At 61.0% G+C, this 25,401-nt stretch carries 25 protein-coding genes and 1 pseudogene; 8 read left to right on the top strand and 18 right to left on the bottom strand.

The window, feature by feature from the left end; translation table 11 throughout:
- Nucleotides 1-392: 392 nt before the first annotated feature.
- The 4 genes from glpD to PFEN_RS14075 all read right to left on the bottom strand — a co-directional run bounded on the left by glpD (nucleotide 393) and on the right by PFEN_RS14075 (nucleotide 5,830).
- Nucleotides 393-1,931, bottom strand: a complete 1,539-nt coding sequence (glpD, locus tag PFEN_RS14090) for a glycerol-3-phosphate dehydrogenase (protein WP_191487418.1) — start codon at nucleotides 1,929-1,931, stop codon at nucleotides 393-395.
- A 384-nt stretch (nucleotides 1,932-2,315) separates the two neighbouring features.
- The gene (locus PFEN_RS14085; RefSeq protein WP_191487417.1) at nucleotides 2,316-3,071 is read right to left on the bottom strand and encodes a DeoR/GlpR family transcriptional regulator; all 756 of its coding nucleotides are present in this window, start codon (nucleotides 3,069-3,071) and stop codon (nucleotides 2,316-2,318) included.
- A 310-nt stretch (nucleotides 3,072-3,381) separates the two neighbouring features.
- Complete coding sequence (gene glpK, locus PFEN_RS14080; RefSeq protein ID WP_191487416.1) at nucleotides 3,382-4,887, bottom strand: glycerol kinase GlpK; 1,506 nt, start codon at nucleotides 4,885-4,887, stop codon at nucleotides 3,382-3,384.
- Nucleotides 4,888-4,978: 91 nt separating this feature from the next.
- A complete protein-coding gene (locus tag PFEN_RS14075; protein ID WP_191487415.1) occupies nucleotides 4,979-5,830 on the bottom strand; it encodes an MIP/aquaporin family protein in 852 nt (283 codons plus the stop codon).
- A gap of 373 nt (nucleotides 5,831-6,203) precedes the next feature.
- Here PFEN_RS14075 and ybaK point away from each other — a divergent pair, with 373 nt between their 5' ends.
- Nucleotides 6,204-6,674, top strand: coding sequence for a Cys-tRNA(Pro) deacylase (ybaK, locus tag PFEN_RS14070; protein WP_191487414.1), 471 nt, complete (start codon nucleotides 6,204-6,206; stop codon nucleotides 6,672-6,674).
- Between the two features lie 13 nt (nucleotides 6,675-6,687).
- Here the strand turns inward: ybaK and PFEN_RS14065 are convergent, their stop codons facing one another.
- Nucleotides 6,688-7,737, bottom strand: a complete 1,050-nt coding sequence (locus PFEN_RS14065) for an ABC transporter ATP-binding protein (RefSeq protein ID WP_191487413.1) — start codon at nucleotides 7,735-7,737, stop codon at nucleotides 6,688-6,690.
- A complete protein-coding gene (gene argF / locus PFEN_RS14060) occupies nucleotides 7,734-8,654 on the bottom strand; it encodes an ornithine carbamoyltransferase (protein WP_191487412.1) in 921 nt (306 codons plus the stop codon). Before argF ends, PFEN_RS14065 begins: the two co-directional genes overlap by 4 nt.
- 416 nt (nucleotides 8,655-9,070) lie before the next feature.
- Here argF and PFEN_RS14055 point away from each other — a divergent pair, with 416 nt between their 5' ends.
- From PFEN_RS14055 to grxD, 3 genes are all read left to right on the top strand, one after another.
- Nucleotides 9,071-9,361 carry a hypothetical protein gene (locus PFEN_RS14055; protein WP_191487411.1) on the top strand — a complete coding sequence of 97 codons (291 nt, stop codon included), beginning with the start codon at nucleotides 9,071-9,073 and terminating at the stop codon, nucleotides 9,359-9,361.
- Nucleotides 9,362-9,496: 135 nt separating this feature from the next.
- Nucleotides 9,497-11,602, top strand: a complete 2,106-nt coding sequence (locus tag PFEN_RS14050) for a molybdopterin oxidoreductase family protein (RefSeq protein ID WP_191487410.1) — start codon at nucleotides 9,497-9,499, stop codon at nucleotides 11,600-11,602.
- 203 nt (nucleotides 11,603-11,805) lie between these two features.
- The gene (gene grxD, locus PFEN_RS14045; protein ID WP_191487409.1) at nucleotides 11,806-12,147 is read left to right on the top strand and encodes a Grx4 family monothiol glutaredoxin; all 342 of its coding nucleotides are present in this window, start codon (nucleotides 11,806-11,808) and stop codon (nucleotides 12,145-12,147) included.
- Nucleotides 12,148-12,339: 192 nt separating this feature from the next.
- Here the strand turns inward: grxD and bfr are convergent, their stop codons facing one another.
- Both bfr and PFEN_RS14035 read right to left on the bottom strand, forming a co-directional pair.
- Nucleotides 12,340-12,810, bottom strand: a complete 471-nt coding sequence (bfr, locus tag PFEN_RS14040) for a bacterioferritin (protein ID WP_191487408.1) — start codon at nucleotides 12,808-12,810, stop codon at nucleotides 12,340-12,342.
- 197 nt (nucleotides 12,811-13,007) lie between these two features.
- Nucleotides 13,008-13,226, bottom strand: coding sequence for a bacterioferritin-associated ferredoxin (locus PFEN_RS14035; protein ID WP_191487407.1), 219 nt, complete (start codon nucleotides 13,224-13,226; stop codon nucleotides 13,008-13,010).
- Between the two features lie 286 nt (nucleotides 13,227-13,512).
- Between PFEN_RS14035 and PFEN_RS14030 the strand changes: the two genes are divergently transcribed.
- The gene (locus PFEN_RS14030) at nucleotides 13,513-14,115 is read left to right on the top strand and encodes a peroxiredoxin (protein WP_121134265.1); all 603 of its coding nucleotides are present in this window, start codon (nucleotides 13,513-13,515) and stop codon (nucleotides 14,113-14,115) included.
- Nucleotides 14,116-14,185: 70 nt separating this feature from the next.
- Here the strand turns inward: PFEN_RS14030 and rnt are convergent, their stop codons facing one another.
- Together rnt and pyrC are read right to left on the bottom strand one after the other, a co-directional pair.
- The gene (gene rnt, locus PFEN_RS14025) at nucleotides 14,186-14,863 is read right to left on the bottom strand and encodes a ribonuclease T (RefSeq protein WP_191487406.1); all 678 of its coding nucleotides are present in this window, start codon (nucleotides 14,861-14,863) and stop codon (nucleotides 14,186-14,188) included.
- Complete coding sequence (pyrC, locus tag PFEN_RS14020; RefSeq protein ID WP_191487405.1) at nucleotides 14,860-15,906, bottom strand: dihydroorotase; 1,047 nt, start codon at nucleotides 15,904-15,906, stop codon at nucleotides 14,860-14,862. Before pyrC ends, rnt begins: the two co-directional genes overlap by 4 nt.
- A 158-nt stretch (nucleotides 15,907-16,064) precedes the next feature.
- On the opposite strand from pyrC, the gene PFEN_RS14015 reads away from it, so the two are divergent.
- On the top strand, nucleotides 16,065-16,994 hold the full coding sequence (locus PFEN_RS14015; protein WP_191487404.1) for a flagellar protein MotY: 930 nt from the start codon (nucleotides 16,065-16,067) through the stop codon (nucleotides 16,992-16,994).
- Between the two features lie 129 nt (nucleotides 16,995-17,123).
- Nucleotides 17,124-18,341, top strand: coding sequence for an argininosuccinate synthase (locus PFEN_RS14010; RefSeq protein WP_007938916.1), 1,218 nt, complete (start codon nucleotides 17,124-17,126; stop codon nucleotides 18,339-18,341).
- 64 nt (nucleotides 18,342-18,405) lie between these two features.
- On the opposite strand, the gene PFEN_RS14005 is transcribed toward PFEN_RS14010, so the two are convergent.
- The gene (locus PFEN_RS14005; protein WP_191487403.1) at nucleotides 18,406-18,954 is read right to left on the bottom strand and encodes a hypothetical protein; all 549 of its coding nucleotides are present in this window, start codon (nucleotides 18,952-18,954) and stop codon (nucleotides 18,406-18,408) included.
- Between the two features lie 902 nt (nucleotides 18,955-19,856).
- Between PFEN_RS14005 and PFEN_RS14000 the strand changes: the two genes are divergently transcribed.
- Entirely contained in the window at nucleotides 19,857-20,483 is a 627-nt protein-coding gene (locus PFEN_RS14000) for a response regulator transcription factor (protein ID WP_040070340.1), read from the top strand.
- A gap of 217 nt (nucleotides 20,484-20,700) precedes the next feature.
- On the opposite strand, the gene PFEN_RS13995 is transcribed toward PFEN_RS14000, so the two are convergent.
- The 7 genes and pseudogenes from PFEN_RS13995 to PFEN_RS13965 all read right to left on the bottom strand — a co-directional run bounded on the left by PFEN_RS13995 (nucleotide 20,701) and on the right by PFEN_RS13965 (nucleotide 25,343).
- Complete coding sequence (locus PFEN_RS13995; protein WP_040070339.1) at nucleotides 20,701-20,880, bottom strand: PA3496 family putative envelope integrity protein; 180 nt, start codon at nucleotides 20,878-20,880, stop codon at nucleotides 20,701-20,703.
- 106 nt (nucleotides 20,881-20,986) lie between these two features.
- Nucleotides 20,987-21,625, bottom strand: coding sequence for an endonuclease III (gene nth, locus PFEN_RS13990; RefSeq protein ID WP_191487402.1), 639 nt, complete (start codon nucleotides 21,623-21,625; stop codon nucleotides 20,987-20,989).
- A 145-nt stretch (nucleotides 21,626-21,770) separates the two neighbouring features.
- Nucleotides 21,771-22,361, bottom strand: a complete 591-nt coding sequence (locus tag PFEN_RS13985; protein WP_191487401.1) for an Rnf-Nqr domain containing protein — start codon at nucleotides 22,359-22,361, stop codon at nucleotides 21,771-21,773.
- Complete coding sequence (locus tag PFEN_RS13980; RefSeq protein WP_191487400.1) at nucleotides 22,354-22,953, bottom strand: RnfABCDGE type electron transport complex subunit G; 600 nt, start codon at nucleotides 22,951-22,953, stop codon at nucleotides 22,354-22,356. Before PFEN_RS13980 ends, PFEN_RS13985 begins: the two co-directional genes overlap by 8 nt.
- A complete protein-coding gene (locus PFEN_RS13975; RefSeq protein ID WP_191487399.1) occupies nucleotides 22,950-23,942 on the bottom strand; it encodes an RnfABCDGE type electron transport complex subunit D in 993 nt (330 codons plus the stop codon). Before PFEN_RS13975 ends, PFEN_RS13980 begins: the two co-directional genes overlap by 4 nt.
- A 1-nt stretch (nucleotide 23,943) precedes the next feature.
- Nucleotides 23,944-24,759 (bottom strand): annotated as a pseudogene (gene rsxB, locus PFEN_RS13970) (electron transport complex subunit RsxB); the annotation flags it as partial.
- Nucleotides 24,756-25,343, bottom strand: a complete 588-nt coding sequence (locus PFEN_RS13965) for an Rnf-Nqr domain containing protein (RefSeq protein WP_191487397.1) — start codon at nucleotides 25,341-25,343, stop codon at nucleotides 24,756-24,758. The pseudogene rsxB and the gene PFEN_RS13965, both read right to left, overlap by 4 nt.
- Nucleotides 25,344-25,401: the final 58 nt, after the last annotated feature.

The raw sequence follows: 25,401 nt of genomic DNA, 5'->3' as shown, positions 1-25,401 counted from the left end.
AAGGGAATTATTTTTATTTCGAGAGATTGTAGAGCGTTTGGCGTCCGGTTCGCCGAATGGCTGGCGAAGGGCTGTTCGGAAAACCGAATGGGAGGGGCTGTAGGACGGAGCTTGTATTTGAGGCTTTCTATGATCGTGAGGGGGCTTTTCCAGGATCAGCGCGATCTCAAGCCTGACGGAAATTTGTGGCGAGCGGGCTTGCCCGCGCTGGGGTGCGAAGCGCCCCTAAAACCGTTGAAATCGGTGCATCAGGTAGACCGAGATGATCGGTTTTGCGACTGCTGCGCAGTCGAGCGCGGGCAAGCCCGCTCGCCACAGGACGCGTTCGGCTTCAACTCTCCTGTATCAGGACGCGTTCGGCTTCAACTCTCCGGTATCAGGAAGGGCCTGAATCAGGCCGCTTCGATCTTGCCTCGGTGCTGTTCGACCTTGTCCAGGTAGCGCTGCAACTGTTGCTGCTCGGCCGCCGTGGTGAACAGGCCCAGCTTGCTGCGCCGCCACAGGATATCCACGGCCGCGCAGGCCCACTCCTCGCTGCACAGGTAATCCACCTCGCGGGTATAGAGGCCGCCGCCCAGGTGTTCGCCCAGGTCGCTCAGATCCTGCACACCCTCCAGCAGGCGCCAGGTGCGGCTGCCATAGCTGGTGGCCCAGCGCCGGGCAATCTCGCTCGGAATCCAGTCGAAGCGGGTGCGGATCTCGTGGCTCAAGGCCTGTGGCGTGGTCATGCCTTCGCCACCGGGCAGGGGCGCGTTCGCGGTCCAGCTCGGCTTCAGGTCCTTGAAGAACGGCGCCAACTGGGTCAGCGCCGACTCGGCGAGCTTGCGATAGGTCGTCAGCTTGCCGCCGAACACCGATAGCAGCGGCGCTTCGCCATGGCTGTCGGACAGCGCCAGGGTGTAGTCACGTGTCACGGCCGAAGGGTTGTCGGACTCGTCGTTGCACAGCGGACGAACGCCGGAATAGCTGTGCACGATATCGCCGCGGGCGAGCTGCTTCTTGAAGTGCGCGTTGACCACCTTGAGCAGGTAGTCGGTTTCCGCTTCGGTGATGCTGACCTTGGCCGGGTCGCCTTGGTATTCGCGGTCGGTGGTGCCGATCAGGGTGAAACGGTTCAGGTATGGAATGGTGAAGACGATGCGTTGGTCCTCGTTCTGCAGGATGTGCGCGTGTTCACCTTCATACAGCCTGGGGACGATCAGGTGACTGCCCTGGATCAGGCGGATGCCGTAGGGCGATTCCAGCTTGAGGTCATCCTTGATGAACTTGGCGACCCAGGGGCCGGCCGCGTTGACCAGGGCCTTGGCCTGGATCGAGAACCGCGCGCCGTTGCCGCGCTCCATTTCCAGGTGCCACAGGCCTTTGTCGCGGCGGGCGCTGACGCAGCGGGTACGGGTGTGCACATGGGCGCCGTTCTCCCGCGCCGCCATGGCATTGAGCACCACCAGGCGAGCGTCGTCGACCCAGCAATCGGAGTATTCGAAACCTTTGGTGATTTCGGCCTTGAGCGGGCTGTCGGCGCCGAACTTCAGGCTTTTCGAAGCGGCGAGCTTTTCGCGTTTACCCAGGTGGTCATAGAGGAACAGGCCGGCGCGAATCATCCAGGCCGGACGCAGGTGCGGACGGTGGGGGAGGACGAAGCGCATCGGCTTGACAATATGCGGGGCCTTGGCGAGCAGTACTTCGCGCTCGGCCAGGGCTTCGCGGACCAGACGGAATTCGTAGTGCTCCAGGTAGCGCAGGCCACCGTGGATCAGTTTGCTACTGGCCGAGGAGGTGTGGCTGGCCAGGTCGTCCTTTTCGCAAAGGAAAACCGAGAGACCGCGACCGGCTGCGTCCGCGGCAATCCCGACACCATTGATACCACCGCCGATCACGGCGATGTCATAGATCTCGGCAAGGGGTGGGGCAGGCAAGGTGTTGGGGTTCATCGGTGGGCCTCGCAGGGTCTTCTCTATATTTGAATTCGAACATTAATGTTCGCTTTCGAAAATAGTAGCGGATAAACAGGCCCACGACCAGTGAGTCCTGATTGAAAAAATCCATCAGGATGGCTGGAAAGGAAAATTATCGAACATTGTAGGGCGATAGCCGCGTAGGCGCTGTGGCGAGCGGGCTTGCCCTAAGGCCAGTCAGTCAAGGTCGAACACCGTCCCTGTGGGAGCAGAGCTTGCTCGCGAAGAGGTCCTTGAGGCCGCTAAAAGCTTCGCGGGCAAGCACCGCTCCCACAAGTTAATGACGATCTCAATATCCCACCCCCCTTGACTGACTGGCCTTAGGGCAAGCCCGCTCGCCACAGGGGGCAGGCCTGAGCCTCAGACGACTTCCAGGCGAATCTTGTGTTGGTGCAATAGCTGGGCCAGCGCCGGCACGGGGGCCTGGTCGGTCACCAGGCAATCGATCAGGGTGATCGGCCCCAGGCGCACCATGGCGTTGCGTCCGAATTTGCTGGAGTCCGCCGCCAATATGACCTGTCGGGCATTGGCGATGATTGCCTGGGAAACCCGCACTTCCTGGTAGTCGAAATCCAGCAGGCTGCCGTCCTCATCGATGCCGCTGATGCCCACCAGGGCGAAGTCGACCTTGAACTGGTTGATGAAGTCGACGCTGGCCTGGCCCACCACGCCACCGTCGCGGCGCACGTTGCCGCCGGCGAGGAGGACTTCAAAGTCGTCCTTGGCGCTGAGGATCGAGGCGACATGCAGGTTGTTGGTGATGATCTTCAGGTGGTTGTGATTGAGCAGCGCCCGGGCAATGGATTCGGTGGTGGTGCCGATATTGATGAACAGCGAGGCGTGATCGGGGATATGGGCGGCGATAGCCTCGGCGATACGCTGCTTTTCATCGCGCATCTGGTCGGCACGCATGGCGTAGGCGGTGTTTTCCACGCTGGAGTCGTAGGCCGCGCCACCGTGGTAGCGACGTAGCAGATTGGAGTCCGCCAACTGGTTGATATCGCGGCGGATGGTTTGCGGGGTCACGACAAAAAGCTGGGCCATTTCCTCGATGCTGACATAGCCGCGTTCGCGGACCAGTTCGAGGATTTGCTTCTGGCGGGGAGGCAGATTCATTGGGCGTCCTTTGGGCTGCCGTACAAATTCCTCCATCATGCCGCAGGAAGGACCTGTCTGCCACTTGCGGGGCCTATCAATCGTGGATATGTGGCGTGGGCGTCGTGCGTTGTTGCTGTCGAGGTCGCTCTTGCTTCGGCGGCCTGTTGAACTTCGTCTGATCGTGAGATCGCCACAAAACCTGTAGAGCCTGGCTTGTCGGGGCGCCGCATCGCAGCGAAGCTGTTGGCGTCTTCAAAGACGCCTTCGCGGCGATCCGACAAGCCCGGTTCCTACAGAGACTCGTTCAGCCTAAAGAGCTGCTTCAGGCTCAGTTGCTATCTTCGTGCGGTTCCCAATCGCGGGTGCGGCTGACGGCTTTCTGCCAGCCAGCATAGAGTTTTTCCTTCTCGGCCTCAGGACGTTGCGGGGCGAACTCGCGTTCGATCACCGCCTTGCCCCGCAACTCGTCCAGGCTGCCCCAGAAACCGCACGCCAGGCCGGCCAGGTAGGCCGCGCCGAGTGCCGTGGTTTCGCGCATTTGCGGGCGCTCGACCTGGGTCCCGAGAATGTCGGCCTGGAATTGCATCAGGAAGTTGTTGGCCACCGCGCCGCCGTCCACGCGCAGGGCCTTGAGGCGTTCGCCCGAGTCCTGTTGCATGGCGTCCAGCACGTCGCGGGTCTGGTACGCGATCGACTCCAGGGCGGCACGAATGATGTGGTCGACCTTCACCCCGCGTGTCAGGCCGAACAGCGCGCCACGGGCATAGGGGTCCCAGTACGGGGCGCCCAGACCGGTGAACGCCGGTACCAGATAGACGCCGTTGCTGTCCTTGACCTTGCTGGCGAAGTATTCGGTGTCGAAGGCGTCGTTGATGATCTTCAGTTCATCGCGCAGCCACTGGATGGTGGAGCCACCGTTGAACACCGCGCCTTCCAGGGCGTAGGCCACCTCGCCGCGCGGGCCGCAGGCGATGGTGGTGAGCATGCCGTGCTTGGAGCGTACCGCCTTGGTGCCGGTATTCATCAGCAGGAAGCAGCCGGTGCCGTAGGTGTTCTTGGCCTGGCCCGGTTCCACGCACATCTGGCCGAACAGGGCGGCCTGCTGGTCACCGGCGATACCGCCGATGGCGATGCCACTCTTGGTGTGGCCGTAGATTTCCGAGGAGGACTTCACCTCTGGGAGCATTTCCCGGGGAATGTCGAGGATCTCCAGCATCTTCGAGTCCCACTCCAGGGAGTGGATGTTGAAGAGCAGGGTGCGCGAGGCGTTGGTGTAGTCGGTGACGTGGGTCTTGCCACCGGTGAATTTCCAGATCAGCCAGCTGTCGATGGTGCCGAACAGCAGCTCGCCGTTACGCGCGCGTTCGCGGCTGCCTTCGACGTTGTCGAGGATCCACTTCAGCTTGGTGCCGGAGAAGTACGGGTCGGTGACCAGGCCGGTGGTTTCGCGGATGTACTCTTCGTGGCCGTCGCGCTTGAGCTGCTGGCAGATCTCGGTGCTGCGGCGGCACTGCCAGACGATGGCGTTGTAGATCGGACGGCCGCTGACCTTGTCCCAGACCACGGTGGTTTCACGCTGGTTGGTGATGCCGATGGCCGCCACCTGGTCATGGTGCAGGCCGGCTTGCGCCAGGGCTTCGACCATCACCGCGCTCTGGGTGGCGAAGATTTCCATCGGGTCGTGTTCGACCCAGCCGGCTTGTGGGTAGTGTTGCTGGAATTCGCGCTGGGCGGTGCCGACCACGTTGGCGTTGCGATCGAAGATGATCGCCCGGGAGCTGGTCGTACCCTGATCGAGGGCAATGATGTAGTTCTTATTCTGAATGTCGGTCATTTTCGATTGCCTTGCTGAAATAGGGAAAAGTGCCGGGATGAGCGCCGTCAGGGAGAAAGGCGCTCACGAGGGGTGGCGCAGTGCAGGTGTTTCAGGAAGCCTGGACCTTTTTGGCAGCGGTCGCCGGTTGTTCCTGTGTCGCAGGTGCGGCGCTGGGCAGGTGACGGGCAATCATCCCGCGATACAGCACGGCACCGAGGCAGGCACCGACAATCGGTGCAAAGATCGGAATCAGGAAATACGGAATGTCGCGCCCGCCGGTGAAGGCGATGTCACCCCAGCCGAAGAGGAAGGTCATCAGCTTGGGCCCGAAATCTCGCGCCGGGTTCATGGCAAAGCCGGTCAGCGGGCCCATCGCGCTGCCGATCACGGCGATCAGCAGGCCGATCAGCAGTGGTGCCAGCGGGCCATTGGGCAGACCGTTGTTGTCGTCGGTCAGGGACATGATCACGCCCATCAGGATCGCGGTGATCACCACTTCCACGAGGAACGCCTGGGCGGTGCTCAGGGCCGGATTGGGATAGGTGGAAAACACCGACGCCAGTTCCAGGCTGGCCTGGGAGCCGCGGATCATATGGTGGGCCTGTTCGAAATCGAAGAACAGGTTGCTGTAGAGCGTGTAAACCAACGCGGCGGCACAGAAGGCCCCGGCGACCTGGGCGAAGATATAGAACGGCAGTTTGCGTTTTTCGAAATCGGCGAACAGGCACAGCGCAATGCTCACGGCCGGGTTGAGGTGAGCGCCGGAAACGCCGGCGGTCAGGTAGATCGCCATGCTCACGCCCATGCCCCAGATGATGCTGATTTCCCACAGGCCAAAGCTGGCGCCCGCGACTTTGAGCGCGGCAACGCAGCCGGTGCCGAAGAAGATCAGCAGCGCGGTGCCGAGGAATTCGGCGATGCATTGGCCCGAGAGCGACGGTTGTTTCAAAGCGGTACTCATTGGACACCTCGATTTTTGTTGTTGTTAGACGCCCACCCGGATGATGGACGTGGACTTTTCACCGATGCTCAGGAAACCCCATCTCTGATTTCGGCTTACCGCTCGTTACTGCTGAGAGTAGGGCTGTGATATTCAGTTTCGAAAAAATATAGACAAGAAACGCTGATGTCAAAGGTCGAAAGTGAACGATAGTCCACTTTTTGAGCGCTGGCTGCGTGAATGAGGAGGATTTATACGTAGGAAAAGGGTGATTTTTACGCACTCATTGATGCTTGTCGCATTAGGAAAAGCTTGATGCTTGGCCTGTCATAGAGCCTTTTCGTTGCGAATAGCCTAAAATCCGCGCTTGTCTTTCGAACCGCCTGGACCTGCCATGACCCCTGCATTGGACCTGCTGAAAAAAGTTCGTGCCGAACATCGCGTGCACAGTTACGAACACGATCCGAAGGCGGCTTCCTATGGCCTGGAGGCTGCGGAGAAACTGGGGCTGGCCCCGGAGCAGGTGTTCAAGACGCTATTGGCCAGCACGGAAAAGGCTGAACTGCTGGTGGCGGTGGTACCGGTCGTCGGAAGTCTGGATTTGAAGGCACTGGCCCAGGCGGCGGGGGTCAAGAAAGTCGAGATGGCCGATCCCGCGGCGGCCCAGCGGGCAACCGGCTATCTGCTCGGAGGTATCAGCCCGCTCGGACAGAAGAAGCGCCTGCGGACCTTTATCGACCAGAGCGCGCAGACTTTCGCGAGTATTTTTGTCAGTGCCGGCCGCCGGGGCTTGGAAGTCGAGTTGGCGCCAGCGGTGCTGGCCGAGCATACCCAGGCGAAATTCGCCGATATCGGTCGCGCCTGATCCCGCTCACGGCCTAGGTGCGCGGCTGAAACAGCACCAGGCGTTCGGTCGCCACGCGGATTCCGACCCGGGCGCCCGGCCGGTGGTCGAGGTGGCTGGGGAAGATCGACTCCAACTGACTGCCCGTGGGCAGTTGCAGGCGGTACAGGCTCGAGGCGCCGAGGAAGGTCTTGCCGACGACCGTCGCCCGCAACGCGCTGTCCGGGGCATGGACAATGTCATCCGGACGCAGCAGTACATCCACCGCGCCGCCGAGCGGCCAGGCATAGGCCCGATTGCCGCGCAGCACGCCCAGTTCGGTCTGAACCGACTCCGGGCAGCACAGTTGTCCGCGAATGAAGTAGCCCTGGCCGATAAAGCTCGCGACGAAAGGTGTCCGCGGTTCGTGATAAAGGTTGTAGGGCGTATCCCACTGTTCCAGGCGACCCTCCTTGAACACGCCGACCTGGTCGCTGACGGCGAAGGCTTCTTCCTGGTCGTGGGTCACCAGGATCGCGCTGGTGCCGCGTAGCTTGAGGATATCCCGGACTTCCTGGCTGAGCTTGCGCCGTAGCTCGACGTCGAGGTTGGAAAAGGGTTCGTCGAGCAGCAGCAATCGCGGCTCTGGCGCCAAGGCGCGGGCCAGGGCCACCCGTTGCTGTTGGCCGCCGGACAGTTCGTGGGGGTAACGCTTGCCCAGGCCCTTGAGGTTGACCAGCTCCAGCAGTTCCTCGGTGATATCAGCCTTGCGCGGGTGCTGGCGAATGCCGAAGACGATATTGTCGGCGACGCTCAGGTGCGGAAACAGCGCATAGTCCTGGAACACCATGCCGATCCGACGTTTCTCCGGTGCAAGGGTGAACCCGGCGCGGGAGATGACTTCGCCCGCCAGCCGGATCTCGCCTTCGTGCACCGGCTCGAAGCCGGCAATGGCTCGCAGGGTGGTGGTCTTGCCGCAGCCGGATGAGCCGAGCAGGCAACCGATGTCGCCGGCGTTGAGGTGCAGGTTGAGGTTCTGCACGACCCGTTGCCCCCCATAGCCACAGGCCAGGTCATGCAGGTTCAGCAGTGGCGCATGACTCATGCAGGGCGATACGCCGGTGCGACGAGGAATTCGAGCAAGGCCTTTTGTGCATGCAGTCGGTTCTCGGCCTGGTCCCAGGCCACCGAACGCGGGTCGTCGAGCAGATCGAGGCTGATCTCCTCGCCACGGTGGGCCGGCAGGCAGTGCAGGAACAGCACCTCTGGCGCGGCCAGGTCGAGCAGCTCACGGGTGACCTGCAGGGGCGCGAACAGGGCAAGGCGCTTGGCGGTTTCTTCTTCCTGGCCCATGGAGGTCCAGACATCGGTGCTCACCAGATGCGCGCCGCGTACCGCTTCACGCGGATCGCGAACCAGTTGCACGCGCTCGCCGGCCTGGGCCAGCAGCGCCGGGTTGGGGTCGTAGCCTTCGGGGCACGTGACCCGCAACTGGAAGTCGAACTGGATGGCTGCTTCGATATAGCTGTTGCACATGTTGTTGCCGTCGCCGATCCAGGTCACGGTCTTGCCCTGGATCGAGCCGCGATGTTCGAGGAACGTCTGCATGTCCGCGAGCAACTGGCAGGGATGCAGGTCGTCGGACAGGCCATTGATCACCGGTACGCGAGAGTTGGCGGCGAATTCGGTCAGGGTGCTGTGCTCGAACGTGCGCAACATGACCACGTCGAGCATGCGCGACAGGACGATGGCGCTGTCGCCGATCGGTTCGCCCCGGCCCAGTTGGGTGTCGCGCGGCGAGAGGAACAGAGCCTGGCCGCCGAGCTGGATCATGCCGGCCTCGAACGACACGCGGGTGCGGGTCGAGGACTTCTCGAAAATCATCCCGAGAATCCGTCCCTTGAGTGGCTCGAAGAGTACGCCGCGGTCACGCAGGTCCTTCAGCTCGATGCCTCGACGAATCACGCTGACCAGCTCTTCGGGCGTGCAATCCATCAGGGAGAGAAAGTGCCTTGCGCTCATCATTAACTACCTTTTTGCAACAGACCGCAGATACTCAAAGCCGGGTTTTACGGAAAAACGGGCGAGACCTGCGGCGTAAGCCGCACGGGGCGACGAAATAGGGGAAGACGCGATCGTATAAGAAAATGTCGCGTGTTACCAATAGGAGGCTCAGTTTCAAGATGGTTGGGGTCGGCTGTCTCGATGGCCATGACCTTTTTCAACTCGATACACGTCTGTCTCCTGGCAACAGCAGGTCTTTGTACACTGTGTCGCAAAGCCTTGGCAATCAAGGCTGACGTGCGTAGATGGAGCCTTGTCGCTTTCTGGTTGTCGGGGCAGGGCAAACGCGTGCAAAGATGGCCGCGGTGGAAACATTTCCTAAACTATTCTGCCAGGTAGTAAAATGTATCATTGCGGACATAAGGGGCTTTGGAATGGAATCGAAAGAGCAACAATTGATGGAGCTGCTGAAGCTGACGGCGCAGGCACTGACCCATCTGACCGCCTCCGTGACCTCGATGTCGTTTGAATTGTTGCGCAGCGAGGATGAAGTGACCCGTGCGGCCGGCCGCCGGATGATCGACCGCATGGCGACCATCAGTACCGGTCTCGACGAGCATTGGCGCCTGATCGGCGAACTGACCGGGGTCCAGATGGGCCAGGAGCAGATCGAAACCGTTCAGGAAATCCAGTTGCAACCGGTCTCCCGGTTACCCATGGCCTGATTTGCGCGCCGTCATCGGCAGGCCTGATATTCCCCGATTCACAAGACGAACGTCGCTGGTGTGTCGCGCGACGTGGGGCCATAGTTTTGTTCCCGCAACCGGTTCGGGTTGCCTTGAATAAAACAGAGACTGGCCATGACCAAGACTCTCCACCACCGTGCCTGCCATCTGTGCGAAGCGATCTGCGGCCTGACCATCGAAACCACCCGCGCCGACGACGCGGTGCGGATCACCTCGATCAAGGGCGATCCCCTGGATACCTTCAGCCGTGGGCATATCTGCCCCAAGGCGGTGGCGCTGCAGGATATCCAGAACGACCCGGACCGCCTGCGCCAGCCGATGCGTCGGGTCGGCGACGAATGGCTGCCGATGGAGTGGGATGAGGCCTTTGCCCTGGTGGCCGAACGCCTGGCGGCGATCCAGGCCCGGCATGGCCAGAATGCCGTGGCGATCTATCAGGGCAACCCCAGCGTGCACAACTATGGGTTGATGACCCACAGCAACTACTTTCTCGGCTTGTTGAAAACCCGCAATCGTTTTTCCGCGACCTCGGTCGATCAATTGCCGCAGCACCTGAGCAGTCACCTGATGTATGGCCACGGCCTGTTGCTGCCGATTCCGGACATCGATCACACCGACTTCATGCTGATCCTGGGCGGCAATCCACTGGCTTCCAACGGCAGCATCATGACCGTGCCAGACGTTGAAAAGCGTCTGAAGGCGATTCAGGCACGGGGCGGCAAGGTGGTGGTGGTCGATCCTCGACGCAGCGAGACGGCGACCATCGCCGATCAGCACCTGTTCGTCCGTCCGGGCGGAGATGCGGCCTTGCTGTTTGGCCTGCTGAATACCCTGTTCGCCGAAGGGCTGACGCGCGCCAGTCATTTGCCGGTCGATGGGCTCGATGAGGTGCGCCGGGCCGTGGCCGGCTTCAGTGCCGAGTCCATGAGCCCGCTGTGTGCGGTACCGGCGCCGCGGATCCGCCAGTTGGCCCGGGACTTCGCCGCGGCCGACAAGGCGGTCTGCTATGGGCGAATGGGGGTCTCGACCCAGTCGTTCGGCACCCTCTGTCACTGGCTGGTGCAACTGATCAACCTGGTGACCGGCAATCTCGATCGGGTCGGCGGTGCTTTGTGCACCGAGCCGGCGGTGGACCTGGTGGCCTCGACCTCCGGCGGCCATTTCAATCGCTGGCAAAGCCGGGTGTCCGGGTTGCCGGAGTACGCTGGCGAGCTGCCGGTGTCGGCGCTGGCGGAGGAGATGCTCAGCGAGGGTGAAGGGCAGGTGCGGGCCCTGGTGACGGTCGCCGGCAACCCGGTGTTGTCCACGCCCAATGGCCGGCAGTTGGAGCAGGCGCTGGACGGCCTGGAGTTCATGGTCAGTATCGACCTGTACATCAACGAAACCACTCGTTACGCCGACCTGATCCTGCCGTCGACCTCGGCCCTGGAGAACGATCACTACGACACCACGTTCAATATGTTCGCGGTGCGCAATGTGAGCCGTTTCAACCGGGCGATCCTGGCCAAGCCAGCAGGCGCGTTGCATGACTGGGAGATCTTTGTCGGTCTGGCCAAGGCATTTTCCAGCCTGACCGGCCAGGTGCTCAAACCAACCATGGCTCCGGCGCAGATGATCGATATGGGGCTGCGGATGGGCCGTTATGGCGATGCGTCGCCGCACAAGTTGTCGGTGCGGACCCTGGAGGACTATCCCCATGGCGTCGATCTTGGCGCGCTCAAACCCAATCTGGCGCCACGCCTGAAGACGCTCGGGCAGCGGGTCCAGGCCGCGCCGGCGGCGATCATGGCCGATATCGCCCGCTTCGCCGGGCAACAGGCGCCTGAAGTGGGAGAGCTGCTGATGATCGGTCGCCGGCATGTGCGCAGCAATAATTCCTGGATGCATAACTATCACCGCCTGGTGAAGGGCAAGCCGCGCCATCAGTTGCTGATGCACCCCGATGACCTGGCCAGCCGCGGTCTTGAGAATGGCCAGCGGGTGCGGGTCAGTTCGCGGGTCGGCATGATCGAGGTGGAGGTGCTCGCCAGCCTGGAGATGATGCCTGGCGTGGTGAGCTTGCCCCATGGTTGGGGGCATGCGCGGCCCGGGGTGAAAATGGGGATTGCCAGCGGCCAGCCAGGTTCCAGCGCCAACGACCTGACCGATGAGCGCCAGCTCGACGTGTTGTCGGGCAACGCGGCGTTGAACGGCGTGCCGGTCACGGTGGCGGCAGCCTGACACGCACTGATGTGGGAGCGGTTGCAGACCGCCAAGAGCTTCGCGGGCAAGCTCCGCTCCCACACAAGCTGGCTCCGGCATGATCCGTTGGGGCGGCGGCGGTCGTTGGCGGATGTCGGGGAGATCGAGCACCGCGCTTGGCTTTCCGTTACAATGCCTCACCGTGCCGACAACAGCGTCGGAAAGTTCAGAAGAGGTGCCTTGTGGATATCATCGAAACGATTAAAGAGCAGATTGCCAACAACACCATTCTGCTTTACATGAAAGGCTCGCCGAATGCTCCACAGTGCGGCTTTTCCGCCAAGGCCGCGCAGGCCGTGATGGGCTGTGGCGAGAAGTTCGCTTACGTGGACATCCTGCAGAACCCGGAAATCCGCGCCAACCTGCCAAAATACGCCAACTGGCCGACGTTCCCACAACTGTGGGTCGGTGGCGAACTGGTCGGCGGCAGTGACATCATGGCGGAAATGTTCGCCAACGGTGAGTTGCAGAGCCTGATCAAGGATGCGGCGACCAAAGCGGCAGCGACCAAGACCGAAGCCTGATCGCGGGTACTTGATTGAACGCGATCCTGTAGGCGCCAGCTTGCTGGCGATAGTGCCCCGACAAGTAACACAAGGTTCAAGGGCCTCATCGCCAGCAAGCTGGTTCCTGCAGGGATAGGTGGTTGCTTGTCAGGCACCTATAAAAAAGCCCCGCCTCTGAACAAGAGCGCGGGGCTTTTTAATATGGCGTTATTATTCGCCCATTTGCGACTGCAGGTAGTTCTCGAGACCCACTTTGTCAATCAGGCTCAGTTGGGTTTCCAGCCAGTCGATATGTTCTTCCTCGGACTCGAGAATATCTTCCAGCAGTTCGCGGCTGCCGAAGTCAGCGCTGGCTTCGCAGTGGGCAATGGCCGCCTTCAGGTCGGCATGGCCGGCGCGTTCGATACGCAGGTCGCACTCGAGCATTTCCTTGGTGTGTTCGCCAATGTGCAGCTTGCCCAGGTCCTGCACGTTCGGCAGGCCTTCGAGGAACAGGATGCGCTTGATCAGCCTGTCCGCGTGCTTCATCTCGTCGATGGACTCGTGGTACTCGTGCTTGCCCAGCTTGTTCAGGCCCCAGTCTTCATACATGCGGGCGTGCAGGAAGTATTGGTTGATCGCGACCAGCTCGTTGGCAAGGATCTTGTTGAGATGCTGGATGACCGTGATATCGCCTTTCATGGTGGGGTCCTGTCCTTTATTGACGGTTAAACAAGAGTTTGATCTCGACAACTTCGGGTGTCAAACCTAAGTTGTTGAATCTTATATACAAATTAATCGGAATAAGAGTGTTTGTGTTCCGCGTCTTTGCCCTAAGCGATTGAATTGCAGACATAAAAAAACCGGACACAGGGTCCGGTTCTTTGCTATTTCGCTATTCACGCGGCGGAAAATTCCACCGGATAAGGGATCGCCGCCTGTTGGCTTTGCAGCTCGGTCAGGGTCTCGCGCACCACTTGCTTGGCCAGGCAGGCACATTTGCCGCATTGGCTGGCCACGCCAGTGGCTTGCCGCACGTCGCGGTAGCTGCAGCAGCCTTCATAGATCGCTTCGCGGATTTGCCCATCGGTGACGCCAGTGCAGAGGCAGACATACATAAGGTGAGAACCATCGCTGATTAAGGCTCGATTGCGCTGGATCTTAATGTTAACGAGAATGATTGTCAAAGTGCTTTAGCTCAAGCTGTTGTCAGCGGACGCCTTGTCTGACGAATGGTGTCGGGGCGCCGTGGGCAAGTTTGTAAAAACCGTTGGGGACAGTCGAAAAACGCGGTGTATGATGGTCGGTCCTTAGGAAGGTAGGTCACGTCATAGTCTTGTCGTCTGCTTATGGCAGGCTGGGCTGGGCCTTAAGTTCTTCACCGCACACACCAGGAGATATTCAATGAGCGTACTCGTAGGCAAACAAGCCCCCGACTTCACCGTCCCTGCCGTACTGGGCAATGGCGAAATCGTTGACAGCTTCACCCTGTCCTCGGCCATCAAAGGCAAATACGGCCTGGTGTTCTTCTACCCACTGGACTTCACCTTCGTCTGCCCATCCGAGCTGATCGCCCTGGATCACCGCATGGACGATTTCAAGGCGCGCAACGTTGAAGTCGTGGCCGTCTCCATCGACTCGCACTTCACCCACAACGCCTGGCGCAACACCGCCATCAACGACGGTGGCATCGGCAAGGTCAAATACACCATGGCCGCCGACATGAAGCACGAAATCGCCAAGGCCTACGACGTTGAGTCCGAAGGCGGCGTGGCCTTCCGTGGCGCGTTCCTGATCGACGACAAAGGTGTTGTCCGTTCGCAGATCATCAACGACCTGCCGCTGGGCCGTAACATGGAAGAACTGATCCGTCTGGTCGATGCCCTGCAATTCCACGAAGAGCACGGCGAAGTCTGCCCGGCCAACTGGAAAAAAGGCGACAAGGGCATGGACGCTTCGCCAGAAGGCGTTGCCAAGTACCTGACCGAGAATGCCGGCAAGCTGTAAGCGTCACCCATAAAAAAACCGGTCGTCATGACCGGTTTTTTTATGCGCGGGGATTTCTTCGCCGACTGGATCAGTCGTTGTAGTCTTCCCAGCCGCCCATTTCCTTCCAGCGGTTGACGATGCCGCAGAACAGCTCGGCGGTCTTCTCGGTGTCGTAGCGGGCCGAGTGGGCCTCGCGTCCGTCGAAGTCGATATCGGCGGCCTGGCAGGCCTTGGCCAGCACGGTCTGGCCGTATGCCAGGCCGGCAAGACTGGCGGTGTCGAAGCTGGAGAATGGATGAAACGGGTTGCGCTTCATGTCCAGGCGCGTCACCGCGGCATTGAGAAAGCCCAGGTCGAAGCTGCTGTTGTGGCCGACCAGGATCGCGCGTTTGCAGCCGTTGGCCTTCAGGGCCTTGCGCACGCCGCGGAAAATATCGGTCAGTGCGGTTTCTTCGCTGACGGCCATGCGCAGCGGGTGATCGAGCTTGATCCCGGTGAACTCCAGGGCAGCCGCCTCGATATTGGCGCCTTCGAACGGCTCGACCCGGAAAAAATAGGTGTGCTCCGGGAACACAAAGCCTTTTTCGTCCATGCCGATGGTGGTGGCGGCGATTTCCAGCAGGGCGTCGGTGGCGGCGTTGAAACCTCCGGTCTCGACATCGACGACAACTGGCAGGTAGCCACGAAAGCGCGCGGCCATGGGGTGCCGGGAGCCGGTACCTCCGCCGTTGCCTTCTTGTTCGTCGTCGAAATGCTCTTCACTCACAGCGTTTCCTCCAGCAGGCGCCAGCGCAGTTTTTCACCGGCGCGCAGCGGGATGACTGACAGCTCGCCAAATGGCAGGCTGGTCGGGGCGGTCCATTCTTCACGAACCAGGGTGATTTTGTCGGTGTTCACCGGCAGGCCATAGAAGCGTGGGCCATGCAGGCTGGCAAAACCTTCGAGCAGGTCCAGCGCGTTGCGTTGTTCGAAGGCCTCGGCGTATAGCTCGATCGCGGCATAGGCGGTGTAGCAGCCGGCACAACCGCAGGCGGCTTCCTTGGCGTGCTGGGAGTGGGGGGCCGAGTCGGTGCCGAGGAAAAATTTCGGATTGCCGCTGGTCGCCGCCGTGAGCAGGGCTTCCTGATGCGTGCCGCGCTTGAGGATCGGCAAGCAGTAGAAGTGCGGGCGAATGCCGCCCACCAGCATGTGATTGCGGTTGTACAGCAGGTGATGGGCGGTAATGGTCGCGCCGACGTTGGCCGCCGCTTCGCTGACGAACTGCACCGCGTCCGCGGTGGTGATGTGTTCGAACACCACCTTGAGGCTCGGGAAACGTTCGACGACACGGCGCATATGCTCGTCGATGAACAGTTTCTCGCGGTCGAACACATCGACGTCGCCGCGGGTCACTTCACCGTGGATCAACAACGGCATGCCGACTTCGGCCATGACTTCCAGAACCGGGAAAATCTTGTCGACGCTGGTAACGCCCGAATCCGAGTTGGTGGTCGCGCCGGCCGGGTAGAGCTTGGCGGCGTGGACCAAGCCGCCGGCCTTGGCGGCGCGGATTTCCTCGGGCTGGGTGCGATCGGTGAGGTAGAGCACCATCAGCGGTTCGAAGCGGCTGCCGGCCGGTCGCGCAGCGAGAATGCGCTGGCGATAGGCATCGGCTTCCGCGGCGTTGCGCACCGGTGGCAGCAGATTGGGCATGATGATGGCGCGGCCAAAGGTGCGCGCGACATCCGCCACAGTGTGAGGTAACGCAGCACCATCGCGAAGATGAATATGCCAGTCGTCGGGACGCAGCAGGGTCAGGCGGTCGGACATTGGGGATTCCAGGCGGGTCGAACTGGAGGGAATGCTACCGGAAAAGACGGTCTCAGGCACTCGCTATCAAGTTTTGCCACGACCAACCGATACCACAGAGGTAGGGCGTGGAATCGGCATGCCTGTCTTGACGATGTAGACATCCAGTGGAGCCTCCCGTGCGCCAGCGTTATTTAGCCTTGCTCAGTATGTTCGCCAGCCTGCCCGCCATGGCGCTGACTTTCCAGACCCGTCTGGAGAGCATCGAGTGGAAGGTGGAAGGGGACAAGTTCGAGTGCCGGCTGAGCCAGCCGATCACCGACTTCGGTGCCGGTGAGTTCGTGCGCCGGGCTGGCGAGCAGGTGACCTTTCGCCTGAAAGCCTACAATCACGTGCTGGGCGGCGGTTCGGCGACCTTGCTGGCAGCCGCGGCACCGTGGCAGCCGGGGCGCGGCGACATCAACCTGGGCTCGGTGCGGATGGGGAGTGGCGATGTGCTCTTCAACAGCTCCCAGGGCCAGGCCGGACGCCTGGTCAGCGGCTTGCTGGAGGGGCGCAGCCCGCTGGTCCGGCACTACTCGCGAGACGGTGGTGTCTCGGAAATACGCCTGCTGCCGGTGAAGTTCAGCAAGGCTTACAACGACTATCAGGAATGTACCGCGAAACTGCTACCGAAGAATTTCGAGCAAGTGAAACAGGCGCAGATCGGCTTTCCTGGCACCGGTGTCGATCTTGACGCCCAGGCCAAGGCCGAGTTGCAGGTGATGCTCGATTTCATCAAGGCCGACCCGAGCGTCAACCATATCGAGCTCGACGGGCATTCCGACAATGCTGGCAATCGTCTGGCCAACCGCGATCTGTCGCGCCGCCGGGCGCTGGCGGTGATGGACTACTTCAAGGCCAACGGTGTCCCTGAATCGCAGATCGTCATGCGTTTTCACGGCGAGCGTTATCCGCTGGTACCGAACAACAGTCCGGCCAACCGGGCGAAGAATCGCCGGGTCAATATCCACCTGGAGCGTGTCCCGGTCGCTGAGAAGCCGGCGCCCGTGCCAGCACCCGCACCGGCACCCACGGCCAGCACGGCGAATGCCGCGAAGACCTCCTGAAGCGGCTGCTTTCGTCGCCGCGTCGACATTATCTGTCGCTTTGTCGTCCTAAGCTGTCGCGCCTCTGTAATTTCACTGGTTTGAGCGGTAGAATCGACGGCTTTCCGTACAACCCCGTGGAGTGATGGCATGGCGGACGTAAACAAGGTCGTTCTGGCGTATTCCGGCGGCCTGGACACTTCGGTGATCCTCAAGTGGCTGCAGGATACTTATAACTGTGAAGTGGTGACCTTCACCGCGGACCTGGGTCAGGGCGAAGAGGTCGAGCCGGCACGTGCCAAGGCGCAAGCCATGGGCGTGAAGGAAATCTATATCGATGACCTGCGCGAAGAGTTCGTGCGCGATTTCGTGTTCCCGATGTTCCGCGCCAATACCGTCTACGAAGGCGAGTACCTGCTGGGTACCTCCATCGCCCGTCCGTTGATTGCCAAGCGCCTGATCGAAATCGCCAACGAAACCGGCGCCGATGCCATTTCCCATGGCGCTACCGGCAAGGGTAACGACCAGGTGCGCTTCGAACTGGGCGCCTACGCCCTCAAGCCAGGCGTGAAAGTGATCGCTCCGTGGCGTGAATGGGACCTGCTGTCCCGTGAAAAGCTGATGGATTACGCTGAGAAGCACGCGATCCCGATCGAGCGTCATGGCAAGAAGAAATCCCCGTACTCGATGGATGCCAACCTGCTGCACATCTCCTATGAAGGTGGCGTGCTGGAAGACACCTGGACCGAGCACGAGGAAGACATGTGGCGTTGGACCGTCTCCCCGGAGAACGCGCCCGACAAGCCGCAGTACCTGGAGCTGACCTACCGCAACGGCGATATCGTCGCGCTGGACGGCGTCGAAATGACCCCGGCCACCGTGCTGGCGACCCTGAACCGGATCGGTGGCGAACACGGCATCGGTCGTCTGGACATCGTCGAGAACCGCTATGTCGGCATGAAGTCCCGTGGCTGCTACGAAACCCCGGGCGGCACCATCATGTTGCGCGCCCACCGGGCCATCGAGTCGATCACCCTGGACCGTGAAGTCGCGCACCTGAAAGACGAGCTGATGCCCAAGTATGCCAGCCTGATCTACACCGGCTACTGGTGGAGCCCTGAGCGTCTGATGCTGCAGCAGATGATCGATGCGTCCCAGGCTCATGTGAATGGCGTGGTTCGCCTGAAGCTGTACAAGGGCAATGTGATTGTCACCGGGCGCAAGTCCGATGAGTCGCTGTTCGACGCCAATATCGCCACTTTCGAAGAAGATGGCGGTGCTTACAACCAGGCTGACGCGGCCGGCTTTATCAAGCTCAACGCCCTGCGCATGCGGATTGCGGCGAACAAGGGCCGTAAGTTGTTCTGATCGGTTGCTTGTCTGAAAGAACCCGGCCCGTTGGCCGGGTTTTTTTTGGGACGTCGGGACGAGATCAGTCATCCTGGTTATCGTGGCGGTGATTGAGTTCGAAGCGGTAGTTTTTTCCCAGTTCGCAGACCTGGCGGACGGTCAAGTCGAGTTTTTGCGCAATCTCGATGGCGGTGTAACCGAGCGCGCAATAGTGCATGGCATGTCCGGCAATCGCATCTTGCGCGAACTCCGCCGTGACCGGTTGTGGGGCCCGGTATTTTCGGGTGATGTGCAGCGAACGGCTTTGGGCGATCTTCAGACCGTTTTCCCGGGCGATGCGCTTTATTTCGTTCTTGTTCATCTTGAGGGAGTATTGGAGCGCGGAGATGCCCGCCCCCTTGGTGATCAGCTCGCGCAACAGTTCAGTCTTGCGGATTCTTTCCTGTTCCTCTTCCTGTTCCTCCGGCGTCGTGGCGTGCTTGCCAGTGTCCGCAAGGGCCTGGTCGCTAAGGGGGGCTTGCACGCGATCAATGGTGCCGCCGCGTTTGAGGAAATCATCAATGGCCAGGTCCAGATCAAGATCCAGATGTCTCTGGGGGGGGAGATGCTTTTTGAAAGTGTGGTCGTTCATTATATATGGCCTGCTCGTCCGCGTCGTAGGATAGACCTTTGCTAATGTCGTTCGGTGTGGTGAGTTGTATTAATGATTGGGTGGCGTTCAATATATTGAAGTGGCTCGGCAAGTGTTGAGTTTGCAGCCTGGAAAGAAAGGGTCAAGACAGAGGGTTTTACTTTCGGGCTGTGATCGTCGCGTTGAAGGTAAGCGTTCTTGGCGGGGCGTAGTCCGTTTCCTGTTATTTTTATCGATGGTGGATGGGTTCTTTTAAAGTGACAGGCGTCAGTGGCAATAACGTTGGCGCTCAGGGTTTATGGCAACAGACTGAATCAGCGCCGCTTGTGTATTGGCGAGTGCTGGCTGAATATAAGTTGTCAAACCTTTCCACTGAGCGGGAATTAGCATAAACGGGTTTTTTATAATGCCGTCCTTACTTATGTGTATGCCAGGATGGATTACGGATGATTCTCGACCGGCTTCCCGTGCGGCCGCGCTCCGTCCAGCAGCGAGCCTGATTGCACTGGTGATCACGCACAGGGGCCGGCGATGTCCCGGGTCCAGGGGGATACAAGGGAGCACATTATTTCTTGTTGCAGAAATCCATTAGACACACCACACCTTGCGTTCTAATGTTTGAACCTGGCCAAGCGAAGCAAGCTGCTGTCGCTTCTGTCGGATGCCATATGAAATTCCCGAGGAGTGGGGGTTTATCATGGAATGTATGACTCCCGGACTACGAGTTATCCTGATGGGAGTCACATTTTTTCTGATAGTGCTTTTTTTGTAGGGCAAATCTCTGTTGTTTGTAGGGAATGTCTTTGGCTGGTACTGCCCGGTGAAGGCGCTATGCCCAGGAGGGTATGACTAGGCTATTGTGCTGACTCTGAAAATTCGAACAGCGAAAATTGGACTTGCCCATGAATAAAGTGCTGATCGTGGATGATCATCCCGTCATTCGTCTTGCTGTACGCATGCTGATGGAGCGTCATGGCTATGAAGTCATTGCGGAGACGGATAACGGTGTAGATGCTTTACAGTTGGCGCGGGAACATGCGCCGGACATTGTTATACTCGATATCGGGATCCCCAAGCTGGACGGGCTGGAAGTCATTGCCCGTTTAACGTCTATGGGACTTTCTTTCAAAGTTCTGGTGCTCACCTCGCAGGCCCCCGGGCATTTCTCCATGCGTTGCATGCAGGCCGGCGCCGCCGGTTACGTCTGCAAGCAGCAGGACCTGACTGAAATGCTCAGTGCCATCAAGGCGGTGCTTTCCGGCTACAGCTATTTTCCCAATCAGGCGTTGCACACGGTGCGCTCCAGCCTGGGAAATGCCAGTGAGGCCGATATGGTCAACCGGCTCTCCGGCCGCGAGATGATGGTGTTGCAGCAGTTGGCGAGGGGAAAGAGCAACAAGGAAATTGCCGATGGCATGTTTTTGAGCAACAAGACCGTCAGTACCTATAAAACGCGTTTGCTGCTCAAGCTCAATGCCCGTTCGCTGGTCGACCTGATCGAGCTGGCGCAGCGCAACGGCCTGGTTTGAAAGCGGCAAGTTGGCAACCGGCGTTTGGAAACGAGCGCTTGTCAGGGGACGCTTGAGGGCGGGGGGAGAACAGCGGGGAAGACGAGGAAAACCCCTGGTATTGAGTCGCCGGCAGGAGAGGCCGCCGGTGTTGCATCGATGATGCTCCGCGTGACAACGACACCTCTACAAACCGAAAAGCCTCCGCAAAGGAGGCTTTTGAGTGGCCGCGTGTTAATTACAAATCAAAATCATAATCTGCCAATTGCTTCTGCAGGCGTCGCTCTTCCAGTAGGTTGTCGATGGTGCGGCGTTTGCTGAGGTTGGTTTTTGCGACCTCGACCACGGGCTCGCTGTCCTCTGTTTCAGCAGCGATGAAGTCGTCCTCTACGTCCAATTGCTCTTTGTCGGTGCTCATAACATAACTCCGGGCTAAGACTGCCGTTGGCGCCCCTTATATCGATAATTGCCGGCCCGGTAAAAAAGATTTTTTCAATCGACTTATCAATAAAAGCAATAGTGGCTCAATCGTCCGAGGTCTTGTCCTTGTATTCGCACAGGTCTTCAATCCGGCAACTGCCGCAACGCGGTTTTCGCGCCTGACAGACGTAACGTCCATGCAGGATCAGCCAGTGATGGGCGTCGAGCAGGTAGGGCTTGGGCACGAACTTCATCAGTTGCTTCTCGACCGCGACCACGTCTTTGCCCGGTGCCAGGCCGGTGCGGTTGCTGACCCGGAAAATATGCGTATCGACGGCCATGGTCAGTTGCCGGAACGCGGTGTTGAGTACCACGTTGGCGGTCTTGCGGCCGACACCGGGCAAGGCTTCCAGTGCTTCGCGGGTTTGTGGGACCTCGCCGCCGTGGTTTTCCACCAGCAGGCGGCAAGTCTCGATCACGTTCTTGGCCTTGCTGTTGAACAGGCCGATGGTCTTGATATAGGCCGACAAGCCTTCGACCCCGAGGGCGTGGATGGCCTGCGGAGTGTTGGCCACGGGAAAGAGCTTGGCGGTCGCTTTGTTCACGCCGACGTCGGTGGCTTGGGCCGAGAGAATCACCGCGATCAACAGCTCAAAGGGTGTCGAATAGGCCAGTTCGGTCTTGGGGTCCGGATTGTCCTCGTGGAATCTGCGGAAGATCTCCAGGCGTTTGGCGGCATTCATGGGGCGGTGGATTCCTTTAGGGTTATACACAGCGCCTGTGAGCCTGGCTTGTCGGGACGCCGCATCGCAGCGAGGAGGCCCTTGAGGCCGCCAAAAGTTTCGCCGGAAAGTCAGGTTCCTACAGGTTGCGTTGCGTGTTCAAGAGCTAATTCGGCTTGGCCGAGCGATGTTGGCTCCAGGCTTGCCTGGCAGCCAGCAGCAGCCCCAGGAGAATAAACGCCCCCGGTGTCAGGGTGGCCAGGCGCAGTCCATCTTGTGCGGCCCACAGACGTGGCAATTCACTCGCCGTCGGGACCAGCCAGCGCAGGTGATCGAGCAACGTGCCGTTACCCAGCAGTTCTCGCAGCGAGCCCATTAGCAGCAAGCCCACCCCGAGGCTGGCGAGCAGGGCGGCGCTGGTTCCCAGGTGGCGGCGTTCGAACGCGCCCAGGCGCTCCAACAGCAGGCATTGCAGGCTGAGGAGGGCCGGATAGATCCCTAGTGCCAGGTGCAGTTCCCAGGCCCAGGCCTGCAGGCCGAGCGACAGGCAACTGACCAGGGTGGCGGCCAGCAGAAGACTGGCCAGCCCGGCCAGGCGTGGGTGAAACCAGGGCCTGAGGGCTTGGCTGGACAGGCCGTAGGCAATGATTGCCAGCAAACTCAGCAGCCACATGGCGAGGGCCTTGAGCAGTGAGTCGCTGGTGCCGAGCAGTGGCGTCAGGATCAGCGTCCCCTGGAGCATCACGGGTTTATTCATGGGCGGTTCTTCCCGTGAGTTGCGCCTGGTGTTCATCGAAGTAGCGCAGGGCATCGTGAATGGCGTTGAGCGCGGCGCGGGAGGTGATCGTCGCACCGGCGATCTGGTCGAATTGTCCGCCGTCCTTTTTCAGGCGCCAGTCGCTATCGGGGCTGTCCGCGCGCGACTTGCCCAACAACTGTTGCCACCAGAGGCTGCCCTGGTCGGCGATTTTCGCCCCCAGTCCTGGGGTCTCCGCGTGCGACAGGGGTTTGCTGCCGAGCAGCCGGCCATTCATGCCAATCCCGACCAGCAATTCCAGCGGGCCGCCGTAGCCCTGGGTACGAGTTTGCAGCACGACCGCGACCGCTTGTCCGTTCTGGAGCATCAGCGCGCCGCTGACCAGCAAGCTGTGAGGTTGCTGTGCCGTCTCCAGCTGCAGGGGGCGGCTCTCGTACTGCCCCGGCGGCAGGACTTCGAGCAGCCTGCGGTTTTCAATCGTCTGCCGTTGCGCCTGGATGAGCGGCAGCGCCTGTTGCTGCGCCAACCAGGTCAGACCGGTCCCGAGCCCGGTCATGGCCAGCAGGATGATCGCCGAGGCGCCTCTGTTCATACTGTTGGTTCCTCGGCACGGCCCGCCGCCAGGCGTTCCAGGGCCGGTACGGCGAGGTTCATCAACAGCACGGCAAAGGCCACGCCATCGGGGTAGGCGCCCCAAATGCGGATCACATAGGTCAGCGTGCCGACGCCCATGCCGAACAGCAGGCGTGCCCTCGGGCTCCTGGCGCCGGAGGCCGGCTCGGTGACGATGAAAAACGCCCCGAGCATGCTCGCGCCGCTCAGCAGGTGAAACAGCGGTGAGCCGTGGGAGTCCGATCCGGAGCCATTCCAGCACAGCAGACTGAGGATAAACAGGCTGCCGAGCATACCCACCGGTGCGTGCCAACTGAACACTTTCTGTTTGAGCAGGAAGGCGCCGCCGGCGAGGAACGCGAGATTGACCCATTCGCTGTCCCTGCCAGCGAAATGGCCGAATGCCGAGTTGCTGGCGAAGAGCTCGTCGAGGGTCAGGCTTTTGTTGATGCGCAGGGCGTCCAGCACCGTGGCCTGGGCCCAAGCGTCCGGTTGTCCGTCGAGGTGAAGGCCGAATACCGCGTGCAGGCCGCCGAGCAGGTCCATGCCATGGTTCACCGACCAGTGCGTCATGGGGCCGGGGAAACTGACGAGGACCAGGGCATAACCGAGCATGGCCGGGTTGAACGGATTTTTACCCAGGCCGCCATACAGGTGCTTGCCCAGCAGCAAGGCGCTGGCCGCGGCCGTGACGGTCAGCCACCAGGGGCAATAGGGCGGCAGAGCAATGGCCAGCAGGGTGGCGCTGACCAGGGCGCTGCCATCGCGTAGCGTGGCGGCTATCGGTCGGTGCCGGACACCCAGGACCAGTGCCTCGGCGGCCAATGCGCTGGCAGCGGCCAGTAGCAGGTTGATCAGGATGGCCCAGCCCTGGAGCCAGAGCAGCAGCGCGATGCCGGGCAAGGTCGCCAGCAGCACCCTGCGCATCGCCTGGTGGGTGCGCTCGTCCGGCGTTTCAAGGGGCCGCATGGGCCGCCTCGGCACTGCGCAGGGCCTGCTCCGCCGCTTCGAATTGCTGTTGCAGGGCCAGCAGTTGCGCGGCCTGCTCGGCGATCGGCGGATGGCCGAAGGCTTTCAGTGATTTGTTCAACTGTGCCCGACTCATGGCCAGTTCAATCTTGGCTTTTTTCAGCGCCGCGTCGGCGGCCGCGGCTTTCTGTGCCTTGATCCGCGCAATGGCATCCTGCACCGGGTTGCTGGCGGCGGGTTCGGGTTGCGCCGTGCGTTGTGTGCGGGCCAGGCGTTCAGCCTGCTTGCGCTGCTCTTCGGCCTGCAGCCGGGCGTTACGGCTTTCGAAACGACGGCGGGCATGGTTGCGTTTTTCCGTGCGGGCCCTGAGTTCTTCGGCGCTTCGGGCCAGGCCACCGACGACCGGCACGACCTGGGCCAGGGGCAGCGGATGCATCTCGATGCAATCCACCGGGCAGGGCGCCACGCACAGGTCGCAGCCGGTGCACTCGTCGACGATCACCGTGTGCATCCACTTGGCGGCGCCGACGATGGCATCCACCGGGCAGGCCTGGATGCACTTGGTGCAGCCGATGCACTCGGCTTCGCGGATAAAGGCGACCTGGGCGGGAGCGCTGCCGCGCTCCGGGTCCAGCGGCAGGACCGGCACATGCAGCAGTTCGGCCAGGGCGGCAATGGTTTCGCCGCCGCCCGGCGGGCACTTGTTGATCGCTTCGCCCTTGGCGATGCCTTCGGCGTAGGGTTTGCAGCCCGGGTGCCCGCATTTGCCGCATTGGGTCTGCGGCAGCAGGGCGTCGATATGTTGAATCAGGCTCATGGTTTGACCAATGCAGTGAAACCGAGGAAGGCCAGCCCCATCAGACCGGCGCTGATCAGCTCGATCGGCAAGCCGCGAAAGGGCCGGGGGACCTCCTCCTGGGAAGTACGCTGGCGCAGGTCGCTGAACAGGCTCAGGATCAGCCAGAAGCCCAGCCCGGCGCCCAGGCTGGTGGCGAGCGCCCGGGCCAGTCCCTGGTCGTCGGCGGCGTTGAGCAGGCTCAGGCCGAGGATGCCGGCATTGCCCAGCAGCAGGGGCGCGAGTCCGGCAAAGGGCAGGCGCGGCAGGCCGCGCGCGAGCAGGGCCAGGACCGGGCCGACCAGCAACACGCTGGCGGGCAGGAAGACGAACAGTTGCATGGCGTCCAGGCCCAGTGGCGCCAGCAGGTAGTGGTAGAGGGCGTGACTGAGCAGCGTGATGATCAGCATCAGTGCGCTGGTGGCAATGCCCAGCGCATGGACTGTCAGGCGCTCCCCGGCGGCGCCTGGTCGGGCTTGCAGCAACGGATCGACGCCCAGCGGCCAGTGCAACACGAAGTTGTTGAGCAGGGCTGCGCTGACGAGGGGGAATACAAGATCGATCATGGTCATGCCGGGTTAGGCTCTACGAAAACTGCCTGCGCGATGCTCATGCCGCGTTAAA

Origin of the sequence: Pseudomonas sp. FEN (genome assembly GCF_904067045.1) — a bacterium.
Classification (GTDB): Bacteria; Pseudomonadota; Gammaproteobacteria; order Pseudomonadales; family Pseudomonadaceae; genus Aquipseudomonas.
The sequence above is the reverse complement of the archived record's forward strand: the minus strand, read 5'-3'. Positions and strand labels throughout refer to the sequence as shown.